The following is a 13344-nucleotide window of genomic DNA, read 5'->3' as shown; positions in this document are numbered from 1 at the left end:
GTGTTAGATCATTTCCTCGCCGCCTTTGCCACCGAGTACGATTTCTCCGGCTTCGGCCATACGACGGGCGATGGTGAGGATTTCCTTCTGCGCGGTCTCCACGTCGCTGACGCGGACCGGGCCCTTGGCTTCGAGGTCGTCGCGCAGCAGCTCGGCCGCACGCTTGGACATGTTCTTGAAAATTTTCTCCTTGACGTTCTCGTCCGACCCCTTGAGGGCCAGTACCAGCACGTCGGAGGACACTTCGCGCAACAGTGCCTGGATACCGCGGTCGTCGACATCGGCCAGGTTGTTGAACACGAACATGAGGTCTTCGATCTGACCGGACAGGTCTTCGTCGACTTCGCGGATCGAGTCCATGAGCTGGCCTTCGATCGAGCTGTCGAGAAAGTTCATGATGTCGGCCGCGCGCTTGATACCGCCCAGGGTGGTGCGCGAGGCATTCGAGTTGCCGGAGAACTGCTTCTCGAGAATCTGGTTGAGTTCCTTCAGGGCCGCCGGCTGCACGGTGTTGAGCGAGGAAACCCGCAGGATGATGTCCAGGCGCACCTTGTGGTCGAAGTTGCCCAGCACTTCACCGGCCTGGTCCGGGTCGAGATACGCCACCACGATCGCCTGGATCTGCGGGTGCTCGTAGCGGATCACGTCGGCGACGGCGCGTGGTTCCATCCATTTCAGGCTGTCCAGGCCGCTGGTGTTGCCACCCAGCAGGATGCGATCGATCAGGCCGTTGGCCTTGTCCTCGCCCAGTGCCTGGGTGAGCATCTTGCGCACGTAGTCGTCGGAGCCGACGCCCAGGCTGGTCTGATCGCCGACGATGTCGACGAACTCACTCATCACCTGCTCGACCTGCTCGCGGTGAACGTTCCCCATCTGGGCCATGGCCACACCCACACGCTGGACCTCTTTGGGCCCCATGTGGCGCAGCACCTGGGCGGCGTCTGTAGAACCAAGGGACAGCAGCAGGATCGCGGCTTTGTCGACCTTGGTCAGCTTGGCGGCAACGGCTCGGTTATCACTCATCTGCGTTAATCCACTCTTTCACGACCTGGGCCACACGACCCGGGTCTTCTGCCACCAGACTCTTGATTGCGTTCAGTTGGGCATCATAGCCCTCGCTCGGGCTCGGCAACAGGATGCTGGTCGGGCCGCCGAGGCTGACGCGATCGTTGGCCAGCTCGCCGTCCAGGCCGCCCATGCCACCCAGCTCGACATCGCTGCCAATGCCGGCCAGCTGCTTGTCTTTGCCGCCACCGGTGATGTTGTTGAGCACCGGGCGCAGCACACCGAACACCAGCACCAGAATGAACAGGACACCCAGCACTTGCTTGACGATGTCCCAGAACCACGGCTGGGAATAGAACGGAATGTCGGCGATCACTTCGCCGCGATCGGCAGAGAACGGCATGTTGATCACGCTGACACTGTCGCCACGGCTGGCATCGAAACCGACCGCGTCCTGCACCAGGCGGGTAAAGCGCGCCAATTCATCGGCGCTCCATGGCGCACGGGTGGTTTCGCCGTTGGCCGGGTTGACCTTGACCTGATCGTCTACCACCACCGACACCGACAGGCGATTCAAGCGGCCCTGCTGCTGCTTGGTGTGGCTGATGGAACGGTCGAGTTCGAAGTTCTTGGTGGATTGTTGACGCTTGTCCGCCGGGTACGGTGCCAGCATCGGCTGACCGGTGGCCGGGTCCATGATTTGTTGGCCGTTGGCATCAACCAGTGGCTGGCCTGGCTGCACCATGCCTGCCGGTGCGGCGGCGCCACCGGTGGTTTGCGGCGCGGAAGCCGGCGACGGTGGCTGGTTGCTCAGGGCACCCGGCACACCTTGCGGGCCATTGCTGGCGGTACGTTGTTCGTTGACCGACTGTTCGCTGCGCAGTGCCGGCTGGTCCGGGTTGAACTGCTCGGAAGTCGACTCGACGGCGCTGAAATCCACGTCGGCCGAGACTTCAGCCTTGTAGCGGTCGTTGCCCAGCACCGGTTGCAGGATGTTGTGCACACGCTGGGTGAGCATGCTTTCCATGCGGCGGCTGTAATCGAATTGCTTGCCGGCCATGGTCAGTTCGGAGTTTTCCGCCTGGTCGGAGAGCAGGTTGCCCTTCTGGTCGACCACGGTGATCTGCGACTTGCTCAGTTCAGGAACGCTGGTCGCCACCAGATTGATGATGGCCACGACCTGACCCGGCTCCAGGGAGCGACCGGAATACAGCTCGACCAGAACCGAAGCACTCGGCTTGCGCTCGTCGCGTACGAACACCGAACTCTTCGGAATCGCCAGGTGCACGCGGGCACCCTTGACGTTGTTCAGGCTGGAGATGGTGCGCGCCAGTTCACCTTCCAGACCACGACGATAACGGGTCGCTTCCATGAACTGGCTGGTACCCAGGCCCTGCTCCTTGTCGAGGATCTCGAAACCGATGTTGCCGTCGCTGGGAGTGACACCAGCGGCCGCCAGTTTCAGGCGTGCACGGGACAGGTCTTCGGCCTTGACCAGCAAGGCACCGGAATTGGGTTCGACGTTGTAGGGAATATCGGCGGAAGCCAGGGTGTCCATGACCTGTTTCGCGTCCATGCCGGCAAGGCTGCCGTACAGCGGACGATAGTCCGGCTGCTGGGACCACAGCACCACGGCAAAACCAATCGCCACGCTCGCGGCCAGGCCGACCAACAGGCCTACCTGACGCAGCATGGTCATTTCGGAAAGGTTTTCCAGGAAAGACAACCCGAACAGCGGCGGCTTGCCCTCTGCCGGCGTGGTCTTGGCCGGAACGTTATCGGCGACTGCTTCTGCCATGACTCAATCTCGTCCTTAAACCGGCATCTGCATGATGTCTTGGTAGGCCTGAACCAGCTTGTTACGCACTTGGGTCAATGCCTGGAAAGACACGCTGGCCTTCTGCGAGGAGATCATCACGTCCGTCAGGTCGACGCCGCTCTTGCCGATCTCGAAGGCATTGGCCAACTGACTGGAGGCCTGCTGGGTATCGTTCACTTTATTGACGGCCTGACCGAGCATGTCGGAAAAGCTGCTGCCATTCAGTTCAGGGACGGCGGCAGTCGATTTCGGCGCAGACATGGCATCCATTTGCATGGCGCGCATGTCCAGCATCAATCTGTTGAATTCAATACCTTGGCTCATGATTTCTCTCTGTTGACGCGCTACGTCATTGTCGGCCCGCAATTTTTTGACGCTCACTCGGCGGGTACGAGGGTATTAGCAACAAGGGTGCCAGCTCACAGACACCTTTTCAGAAAAGCCTTACAAACGTTTGCACTATCTCGATCCCTGTAGGAGCGAGCCTTGCTCGCGATGAACTCAAGAACACCGCGCCCATACTGAAATCCCGTGTCATCGTTAACGACCATCGCGAGCAGAGCTCGCTCCTACGGGGTCAGGTGGCAAACAGATAGGCTTCCACATCCATGCCTGCATCACGCATCTGCGCCAGCTTGTAGCGCAGGGTGCGCGGGCTGATGCCCAAGCGCTCGGCGGCTTCCTTGCGCCGGCCGCGCTCGGAGCGCAGGGTGTCGATAATCATCTGGAATTCACGGCGACGCAGGTCATCGCCCAGCGCCCCGGCCGACTCGGCCTCGACCTCCACAGGCCGCACAGGCGCAACTGCCGGTGCCGACACCGGCAACGGCAACGGCGCACAGGCGACCGGACCGGCCAGGCAGAAATCCTGGGGTTGAATCAAGCCGCCCTGCTGCAGGATCAACGCGCGCTGAATCGCGTTATCCAGCTCGCGCACATTCCCCGGCCACGGATAACCGATCAGGCAGGCTTGCGCCTGCGGCGACAACCGCGCGGCGGCGTGCTTCATTTTATTGACGTGTTTGGCCAGCAGGCGCTCGGCCAGCGGCAGGATATCGGCGGTCCGTTCGCGCAGCGGTCGCCACGCCAGCGGAAACACCGACAGGCGATAGTAAAGGTCTTCGCGGAAACGCCCTGCCGCCACTTCTGCGGCAAGGTCGCGGTTGGTGGTCGCGACCACGCGAATGTCCAGGGTGATCGGCTTGCGCGCCCCTACCCGTTCGACCTCGCGCTCCTGCAGGACACGCAGCAATTTGGCTTGCAGGCCCAGGGGCATTTCGGAAATTTCGTCGAGCAGGATAGTGCCGCCGTCGGCCTGTTCGAACTTGCCGGCCTGCGCTGCGATAGCGCCGGTGAACGAGCCTTTTTCATGACCGAACAGGGTGGCTTCCAACATGTTGTCCGGGATCGCTGCACAGTTGATCGCAATGAACGGCTGGCTGGCGCGATGGGAGTGCTGGTGAATGTAGCGCGCCAGCACTTCCTTGCCGGTCCCGGACTCGCCGGAAATCAGCACCGTGGAATCACTGCGGGCCACCCGCGCGGCCAGCTCCAGCAGTTGCGCACTGGCGGGCTCGACAGCCACCGGCCCTTCGCTGTCGGCGGCACCGAGGCTACCCAGCGCATGCCGTGCGACCAGATCGAGCAAGGCCTTGGGCTCGAACGGTTTGACCAGATAATCCGCCGCGCCCTGACGCATCGCATCCACGGCCCGCTCCACCGCACCGTGGGCCGTCATCAGCAGCACCGGCAATTGCGGCTGGCGCGCTCGCAGCAAGCCAAGCAGCTGATGACCGTCCATGCCCGGCATGTTGACGTCGCTCACCACCAGGCTGAACGCCTCGGCCTCGACCGTGGCCAGAGCCTCCTCCGCCGAACCGACAGCCTTGTAATCGTGGCCGGCGAGCAGCAGCGTGTCAGCCAGTGCTTCGCGTAACGCGCGGTCATCCTCGACCAGTAAAACCTTGATGCCCATGACGTTCACTCCGCTCCCTGAGCGCTACGCAGTTCATCAAAAAAAAGCGGCAGGATGACCTGCGCGCAGGTTCCGCGACCGAGTCGCGAGCGCAATCGCAACTCGCCCTGATGAGCACGGGCAACCGCCTGGACCACCGTCAGGCCGAGCCCGGTCCCGGTGGCCTTGGTGGTGAAAAACGGCTCGCCCAGACGCGCCAGCACGGCGCTATCGATGCCGCTGCCGCTGTCGCTGACACTCACGCGCAACTGGTTGTCGCGGGTATACAGATGCACCTTCAGGCGCACGTCGCCGGCACTGGCCTGAATGGCGTTTTCGACGAGATTGAGCAGGGCACCGACCAGCGTGTCGCGATTGCACAGCAACTCACCGGCATGGCTGTCGCACTGCCAGCGGATGGACAAGTCCAGCACATGGGGCAAGGCCGCCGCCTGCAAGGATTGCAGAAGCTGCCCGGGGGTGATGCGGTCGGTCAACGGCAGTTCGCCACGGGCGAACACCAGCATGTCGCGCACCTGATGCTCCAGCTCGTGCAGACGCTCCTTGAGGCGCCCGGCAAAACGCTGCTGGGTCTCGACGGGCAATGCCTGCTCAGTCAAATGACTGGCGTAGAGCAAGGCAGCGGACAACGGCGTGCGAATCTGATGGGCCAGCGAGGCCACCATGCGCCCGAGGGACGACAGGCGCTCATGGCGAGCCAGCTGATCCTGCAGGTGACGGGTTTCAGTCAGGTCATTCAAGAGCACGAGCTGGCCCGGCTCGGCATCCAGCGAACGGGTGGCAATCGACAGGCGCCGGCCATCCTTGAGGGACACTTCATGGCCATCGTCGTCGCGGGGGGCAAAGCAACGGGCAATCACATGGCGCCACAACTCGCCTTCGAGAGGCAGGCCAAGCAGCTCACAGGCCGCGGGGTTGGCTTCGCGCACGATGCCCTGGGCGTCGATGACGATGACGCCACCGGGCAACAGGTCGAGCAGATTCTGCAGGCGGTTGGCCAGGCGTTCTTTTTCCGCCAGTTCCTGCATGCGTTGAGCACTGACCACGGCCAGTTCGCCCTTAAGCTCGGTGACCCGCGCTTCGAGCATGCTGTAGGAACTGGTCAGTTGGCTGGACATCTGGTTGAACAGGGCGAATGCCTGCTCGAGGCCAAGCCGGCTCGCCTGCTCTACGGACGACGAGTGCCCCAGGGCATCAGGAGCAGGAGAGATCTGGGCGGCTTGGGGCATCGTACTTTCTCGCGTGGCTGACCGTCAGTGAAACGGAACGTTGCGAGGGGCGTAGCAATACCCGTGCCTAAAAAAAACCGCTTATAAATGAGTGACTTGAAAAACAGGCGTCAATCATCCGCCTGTTCATCTCCATCACGACGGCTCATGCCGTACTTGCGCATCTTCTCCACCAGCGTGGTTCGGCGTATGCGCAGGCGTTCGGCCGCGCGCGCCACGATACCGTTGGCATCGTCCAGCGCCTGCTGGATCAGGCCCTGCTCCAGACCACCGAGGTAGTCCTTCAGGTCCAGCCCTTCCGGCGGCAACAGCGCGCTGGCGCTGTAGTCCTGGTTATGGCCATTGATGGCGACCCGCTCTTCGAGATCGCTGCGCAGGCTGTCGACCATCTGCTCGTCTTCATCATCGACGTAGCGGAATTTCTTCGGCAGCTCGACCACGCCAATCACCCCGTACGGATGCATGATCGCCATGCGTTCCACCAGGTTGGCCAGTTCGCGGACATTGCCCGGCCAGCCGTGACGGCACAGGGACATGATCGCCGCCGAGTTGAAGCGGATCGAACCGCGCTTCTCGTGCTCCATGCGCGAGATCAACTCGTTCATCAGCAGCGGGATGTCCTCGACACGCTCGCGCAGCGGCGCCATCTCGATCGGGAACACGTTCAGGCGGTAGTAGAGGTCTTCGCGGAAAGTGCCGATCTCGATCATGCTTTCGAGATTCTTGTGGGTCGCCGCAATGATGCGCACGTCGACGCTCTGGGTCTTGTTGCTGCCCACGCGCTCGAAGGTGCGTTCCTGCAGGACGCGCAGCAACTTGACCTGCATGGGCAGCGGCATATCGCCGATTTCGTCGAGGAACAGGGTGCCGCCGTTGGCCAGTTCGAAACGCCCGGCACGGCTGGTGATCGCCCCGGTGAAGGCGCCCTTCTCGTGACCGAACAATTCGCTTTCCAGCAGTTCAGCCGGAATAGCCCCGCAGTTCACTGGAACGAACGGTGCTTCGCGGCGCTTGGAGTGATAGTGCAGGTTACGTGCAACCACTTCCTTGCCGGTCCCGGACTCGCCAAGGATCAACACGCTGGCGTCGGTATCGGCGACCTGCTGCATCATCTGGCGCACGTGCTGGATCGCCCGGCTGGTGCCGACGAGGCTGCGGAAAAGATTGGGTTCGCGATGACGACCGCGCTCGCGGGCCTGGTCGTACATCTCGCGGTAGACCTGGGCACGGTGCAGGGAGTCGAGCAATTTGCTGTAGCTGGGCGGCATTTCGAGGGTCGAAAGCACGCGACGACGCTGGTCTTCCGGCAGGTCGATGGAAGAATTATCGCCCATCAGCAAAACAGGAAGGAACTCATCCCATGTCGAGAGTGTCTTTAACAAGCCCAACAGTGCGCCAGGAGCATTGACCGTCCCGATCAGGACACAGATTACTTCACGACTGGATGACAAAGAGCCGACAGCCTGCTGCCAATCATGGCTACCGCAGGGCAAATTTTCTTCGCCGAGAAAATTTAAAATCACCGCCAGGTCGCGGCGGCGGACGCTATCGTCATCTATCAGCAGAATTTTGGTTTCACGCCACATGCAATAGCAACTTCCCTAGTCAACTCAATGCCCAAAATGCTGGGGCAAGCTAAACGCTTGCAGGCGAACTATGCCTGAAGACGACTGAAATCTGGAACAGCCACTAGTTAAGTCAAAAAACCGTGCACAGTCAAATTTATGGCGCACTACGTTTGGATTAACTGGCGTCAATTAACCAAACAGATGGTAAACCTTTGACGCCTTTTGTGCTTGGTTGATCTGCGACATCTCGTCGACGATAGCCTGGCGCTCGCCCATGGTCGCTGTCAGCAGGTCCTTGTACACCGCCAACAACTCCTCAAGATTGCTGCGCACCGCCTCCTCGTCGATCGGTGCCTCACTGAGCACCTCGTCGACGCATTCGCGACAGGTCGTATCCAGCTCACCGATCGCATCCCAGTTGCGCGCTGCCAGTGCATCGATCAGGGCTTCGCGGGTTTCTTCAATCCGCCGCAGTGCTTGACTCATGACGTCATCCTCAGGCTCGAAGCCTATTGATTGGCAATGGCATCCCAGCCGCTTTTGAGGGTTTCCAGCAGGCCAGATACTTCGTCGATGATTGCCACATTGTTGTCGCGGTTGGCTTCCATCAGGCGAGTCATCATGTAGGCGTACAGATTGTCGAGCTGCTGCAAAGAAGCGGGATCGTCAGTTTTTTCCGGGTTCAAGCCGTCACGCAGGCCGACGATGATGTCGACCGCCTTGCCCATCATCAACCCCTTGAGTGCGATATCACCGCGTTCCAGCGCGCCCTTGGCCTGGGCCATGCGATCCAGCCCGCCTTCCATCAGCATCTGCACCAGGCGGTGTGGGCTGGCTTCAGAGACCTGGGCATGGGAATTGACCTTCTGGTATTGGCGAAGGGCTCTCATGGGGTTCATGTTTCTACCTCGTGACAGACAACTGCTGGAAATAAGAATGCTCTGACCTTTATGTCGACGGGCCGACACAAAACTTTAACCACGACCCGCCAGCAATGAAAAAACCCAGGACTGTCACGACAGACGGCCTGGGTTTTTTCATGCCTTGTGCCGATCAATCCGACTTCGGATTATTCAGCGCGTTGAGCGTGGTCATGATGCTGTCGCTCTGGGCCCGCAGCTTGGCAACCAGGGAGTCCATCGCCGTGTACTTGGCAGTCAGGCTGGTTTGCAGGGAGGCCATCCGCGCATCGAGGGCATCCTGCTGTTTCTTCAGGTCGTTCAGGCTGTCACTCAGACTCGCTGAACGCGCTGCAAAAACCCCGGTGGTTTTCTGCGCATAGCTGTCGGTAGCCGTCTTCATGCGCGCCAGCAAACCGTTATCGCCGGCAAAGATACCGTTGATATCGGCGGCATTGGTGAGCGCCGCGCTATCGAAAACCTTATCGTCGATCGACAACAAACCGGTTTTCTGGTCAGTCTCGACGCCAAACTGTGCGAGAGACTTCATCTGGCCGGTGCCAGCCATCGCGTTCAGTTCGGTGCGCACCGACGAAATCAAGGAACGCAGCGAAGCGTCACCTGTGAGCGCACCCGATGTGATCGAGCCATCGGCATTGGTCGTGACCTGGGTCTCGGCGTTGGCAGCCTTCATCAGGGCGTTGTAGGTATCGATAAACCCCTTGACCGAAGACTTCAGCGTCGCACTGTTGGCAGACACGGTAATCGTTGCCGGGGTCGCTGCACCGCCGCCGGACGGAACCGGAGAAACGCCTGTCAGCTTGAGGGTGATCCCGCTGACTGCATCGGCAATGGTATTGCTCTTGGAGTCCATCGCCACGCCGTCGAGTGTGTACTTGGCGTTCTGTGGCGTCGCCAGGACCGAAGTACCGGTTTCCAGACCGGAATTACCCGTCAGGGTAAGGTCCGAACCGACACCGGTGGTGCTGGACGTCAGCACCATGCGAGAACCGTTGGCGTCGGTCAGAATGTTGGCGCTCAGGCCCTGGTTCGCATACTGGGAGTTGATCGAGTCGCGAACCTGCTGCAAGGTCGCGCCAGCAGGAATGCTGACATCGAAGGTGTTGCTGCCCTGCTTGATACTCAGGGTAGTGGGTGTCGAACCGGCGTTGACCACCGACGATGCACCGTCGGTATAAACCTTGGTGGAAATCTTCGACGCGGTTGCCAACTGCGTGACCAACAGCGAGAAGTTACCCGCTGCCGCGCCGTTGCCGGTGGTCACTGTCGCGACTTTTTCATCCGAGGACGTACCGCTCAAGCCGCTGAACGTGGACGCGGTCTTCATGTTGTCCAGTGCGCCACGGAAGGCATCCAGCGCCGCCTGGATTTTGCCGATAGACGACAGCGAGGTAGTCGCTTTCAGCGTCTGGTTGTTGATCTGCGTCTGCTTGGGCGCTCTTTCGGAGTCCACCAAAGACTTCACGATCGCCTGGGTATCGATGTTCGAACCGATACCGCTAACCGTTGTACCCGCCATCATCTATCTCCTTGTGCAGTGGCTGCTGCTTTCTTGACGAATCGCGCCTCAAGCGCAGTCAGCAACAAAATTCATGCCAGCTCAGACTTTGTCGTCAAACAGCAAGCTGCTTGCGTCCGACAGACTCTGGGCCAGTTTCAGTGCAGCTTCCGACGGGATCTGACGGATCACGTCACCGGTCTCGGTGGCGATGACCTTGACCACGACCCGGCCAGTGGAATCATCAATGGAAAAATCCAGATTGCGCTGGGCAGCCTGGACGAACTCCTGAATATCGGTCACAGCCTTTTGCAGTTCGTCGCGCTTGGGCTCGGAGCCCGATGCCGCAACGGCTTCAGCTTTCGGCTGATCTTTTTTATCAGTAACAACTGGCGTTGCGCCTTGTGGGGCAACAGCAGGATAGGACTGGTTCAACTTGACGCTCATGTCCATGCCTAATCTCCTGATCATGAAAAAGACAAAAGGGCGCGTAAACGCGCCCTTCCGTCAGTTACCGAGCGCTGTAATTAACCCAGCAGCTTCAGTACTGCCGATGGCAGCTGGTTAGCTTGCGACAGGATCGCAGTGGAAGCCTGTTGCAGGGTTTGTTGCTTGGTCAGCTGTGCAGTTTCGGCCGCGAAGTCAACGTCCTGGATCACACCACGAGCAGCGGTGGAGTTGTCCGAGATGGAGCGCAGGTTAGCCACGGTGCTGTCGAAACGGTTTTGTACCGCACCGAGGTCAGCACGCTGGGAGTCGATGGCCGAGATAGCCTGGCTGATCACGTCGATGGCGTTCTGAGCGTTGGCTGCAGTGGTCACGTCAGTGTTGGCAACGGTGGTTTTGGCCGAGCTGACAGCAGTACCGGCACCGAACAGACCAGTCACACCAGCACCGCTCATCGAGTAGCTGTTGGCGGAGTTCAGGGCAACTGCACCAGTCACCTGGATAACACCGGCAGCGGCAGCAACACCAGCGCCGAAGGCACCGGCACCGTCTTTGGCCGCGATAGTGATACCAGCGATCGCACCAGCGTCACCAGTGTTCAGCGCGATGTTCTCGCCGGTGTCGGATTTAACCGACAGAGTACCGGCCTTGGCATCGTAGTTAACGCTGATGCCCAGTTTGGCAGCGTTGGATTTCAGTTGGTCGGCCAGTTCACCGGTGGTGGTCACACCCACCAGGTTCACTGTGGTACCACCAACGCCAGCTACGCCGCCTACGTTGATGCTGAAGTTGGCGCTACCGGTAGCCGAACCGGTGATCGCTGCGGTGGCGACGGTGAATTTAGCTTCGGTGCTGGCGCTGGCAGTTACGCCGCCAACTGCTGCAGTGTTGATCTGCGAAGCGATAGTCTTGGCCGAAGAACCAGCGGCAATGGTCAGTGGAGCAGACTGACCACCACCTACCAGAGTCAGGGCGCCACCAGCCAGGCCGGTTGCGTTAGGCACGATCGCCTGGCTCTTCACTTGCTGGGAGCCAATGTTGTTGGCCGATACGTCACCCAGAGTCATGTTGATGGTCTGGTTGGAGTTGGCGCCTACCTGGAACTGGGTAGTACCGAAGGAACCGTCCAGCAGGTTACGACCACCGAAGGTAGTAGTGGTGGAGATACGGGTCAGTTCGGCAGTCAGAGCGGCGTATTCAGCGTTGTTCGACTTACGGTCGTCATCGCTTGGCGAGCCGTTGGCGGACGACAGGGCCAGAGTACGCATTTTTTGCAGAATGTTGGTGGATTCCTGCATCGCGCCTTCAGCAGTTTGCGCGATGGAGATACCGTCACCGGCGTTTTTGATGGCAGTGCCCAGGCCGTTGATCTGGCTGGTCAGACGGTTGGAAATTTGCAGGCCAGCAGCGTCGTCTTTAGCGCTGTTGATACGCAGGCCGGAGGACAGGCGCTGCATCGAAGTCTGCAGGTTGCCGGAAGCTTTGTTCAGGTTGTTCTGAACGGTCAAGGAAGCAAGGTTGGTGTTTACTGTTAAAGCCATGACGAATTCCTCGTTGGATGGATACTTCGGCTTCCGGCCCTGACATCCGTCGGGTTTGGCCTAGAGAACCTACGTAATAGTTATCGTCGTGGTACCGGTTTGCTTGAGGGCTTTTTTCGAATTTTTTAATGGCAGGGTGCCAGCCCTTTGTTTTCAAGGGTTTAGAGCCAGAAAATCGGCGTCAAAAAAAGCAAAACGCCCGGGAATCGAAATTCCCGGGCGTTTTTTTGCCGCTGCGATCGAGTCGATCAGCCGCGGTAGAGAATCGCCGAACCCCACGAAAGCCCCACGCCAAAGCCGCTGATGGCTACGCGCGTCCACTTCGAATCGAACACATGGTTCTGCAACAGCAGTGGAATGCTCGACGAAACCGTATTGCCGGTTTCGAGCATGTCCTTGACGAATTTTTCCGGCTCGCCTTCTTCGAATCGGCGGGCCACGGCATCGACGATGGCCGCACTGCCCTGGTGAATGCAGAAGGCATTGATATCGCTCGCCTGCAGATTCGACTCATCCAGCAGCTCGTGCAGATGGGCCGGAACCTTGAGCAAGGCAAAGTTGAAGACCTGACGACCGTTCATGAAGAACACCCCGTCAGTGACTTTCAGGTGCGGCGCGCCGGAACCGTCTGTGCCGAACTTGGACTTGCCCAGCTGCCAGACGGCGTTTTCGCCCATCCAGGTGGCGGTGGCGGCATCGCCGAACAGCATGGTGGTGTTGCGATCTTCCGGATCGACGATCTTCGAATAGGGATCGGCGGTGATCAGCAGGCCGTTTTTCAGCCCGGTCGCCTCCATGAAGCCCTTGATCGCGTAGAGGCCGTAGACGTAACCGGAACAGCCCAGGGAAATATCGAAAGCGGCAACATGGGTCGACAGGCCCAGTTTGTCCTGAACGATCGCAGCAGTGTGCGGCAATCCTTCTTCATCACCGTTCTGGGTGACGACGATCAGGCAGTCGATGGATTCGCGCTTGAGTTCAGGATTGGCGGCGAACAGCGCATTGGCTGCTTCGACACACAGATCGGAGGTTTCCTGATCAGCATCCATGCGTGGCAAAAACGCGGAACCGATCTTGCCAAGGATAAAAGTTTCGTCCTTGTCGAACTTTGCACCCTGGGCATAGTTATCAATCCCGGCTGCCGGCACGTAACTCGCTATATTTTTTATGCCAATCATTTATGGCTTCCCAATAATAAACAGCTGAACATCGCCGCTCGCTGAATCGAGGGCGTCTACAGTCGGGGCCAGGCCCCCAGAAGAGCAACATCGGGGCTCAGGAAAGGATCCTGAACACCCCTCACACCTTCACCGCCCGCAGACAGGATACAGTGAAGATGCGC

The 13344-nt window shown here is 59.7% G+C and carries 12 protein-coding genes; all 12 read right to left on the bottom strand.

Annotated elements, in window-relative coordinates; genetic code table 11:
* Positions 1-3: 3 nt before the first annotated feature.
* Positions 4-1023 carry a flagellar motor switch protein FliG gene (gene fliG / locus ABTV29_RS07190; RefSeq protein ID WP_095195723.1) on the bottom strand — a complete coding sequence of 340 codons (1020 nt, stop codon included), beginning with the start codon at positions 1021-1023 and terminating at the stop codon, positions 4-6.
* On the bottom strand, positions 1016-2803 hold the full coding sequence (fliF, locus tag ABTV29_RS07185) for a flagellar basal-body MS-ring/collar protein FliF (protein ID WP_433769445.1): 1788 nt from the start codon (positions 2801-2803) through the stop codon (positions 1016-1018). The genes fliG and fliF overlap by 8 nt, the downstream gene beginning before the upstream one ends.
* Before the next feature lie 15 nt (positions 2804-2818).
* Positions 2819-3148 (bottom strand): flagellar hook-basal body complex protein FliE, encoded by a 330-nt coding sequence (gene fliE, locus ABTV29_RS07180; protein ID WP_175389139.1) that lies wholly within the window; start codon positions 3146-3148, stop codon positions 2819-2821.
* A 253-nt stretch (positions 3149-3401) separates the two neighbouring features.
* The gene (fleR, locus tag ABTV29_RS07175) at positions 3402-4799 is read right to left on the bottom strand and encodes a sigma-54-dependent response regulator transcription factor FleR (protein ID WP_433769444.1); all 1398 of its coding nucleotides are present in this window, start codon (positions 4797-4799) and stop codon (positions 3402-3404) included.
* A 5-nt stretch (positions 4800-4804) separates the two neighbouring features.
* Positions 4805-6028: a sensor histidine kinase gene (locus tag ABTV29_RS07170; protein WP_433769443.1), complete on the bottom strand. Its 1224-nt coding sequence runs from the start codon at positions 6026-6028 to the stop codon at positions 4805-4807.
* A gap of 110 nt (positions 6029-6138) precedes the next feature.
* Positions 6139-7614, bottom strand: coding sequence for a sigma-54 dependent transcriptional regulator (locus ABTV29_RS07165; RefSeq protein WP_433769442.1), 1476 nt, complete (start codon positions 7612-7614; stop codon positions 6139-6141).
* A gap of 171 nt (positions 7615-7785) precedes the next feature.
* Positions 7786-8082, bottom strand: a complete 297-nt coding sequence (gene fliT, locus ABTV29_RS07160) for a flagellar protein FliT (RefSeq protein WP_433769441.1) — start codon at positions 8080-8082, stop codon at positions 7786-7788.
* 23 nt (positions 8083-8105) lie between these two features.
* Entirely contained in the window at positions 8106-8495 is a 390-nt protein-coding gene (fliS, locus tag ABTV29_RS07155) for a flagellar export chaperone FliS (protein ID WP_433769440.1), read from the bottom strand.
* Positions 8496-8649: 154 nt separating this feature from the next.
* Positions 8650-10035: a flagellar filament capping protein FliD gene (gene fliD, locus ABTV29_RS07150; protein ID WP_433771780.1), complete on the bottom strand. Its 1386-nt coding sequence runs from the start codon at positions 10033-10035 to the stop codon at positions 8650-8652.
* Between the two features lie 81 nt (positions 10036-10116).
* Complete coding sequence (locus ABTV29_RS07145) at positions 10117-10467, bottom strand: flagellar protein FlaG (protein WP_433769439.1); 351 nt, start codon at positions 10465-10467, stop codon at positions 10117-10119.
* A gap of 74 nt (positions 10468-10541) precedes the next feature.
* Positions 10542-12002, bottom strand: coding sequence for a flagellin (locus ABTV29_RS07140; protein ID WP_433769438.1), 1461 nt, complete (start codon positions 12000-12002; stop codon positions 10542-10544).
* Positions 12003-12250: 248 nt separating this feature from the next.
* Entirely contained in the window at positions 12251-13180 is a 930-nt protein-coding gene (locus ABTV29_RS07135) for a ketoacyl-ACP synthase III (protein ID WP_433769437.1), read from the bottom strand.
* Positions 13181-13344 lie beyond the last annotated feature (164 nt).

The organism is Pseudomonas putida (assembly GCF_050989985.1).
GTDB lineage: Bacteria > Pseudomonadota > Gammaproteobacteria > Pseudomonadales > Pseudomonadaceae > Aquipseudomonas > Aquipseudomonas putida_AI.
This window is presented reverse-complemented; position numbering and strand designations above follow the sequence as displayed.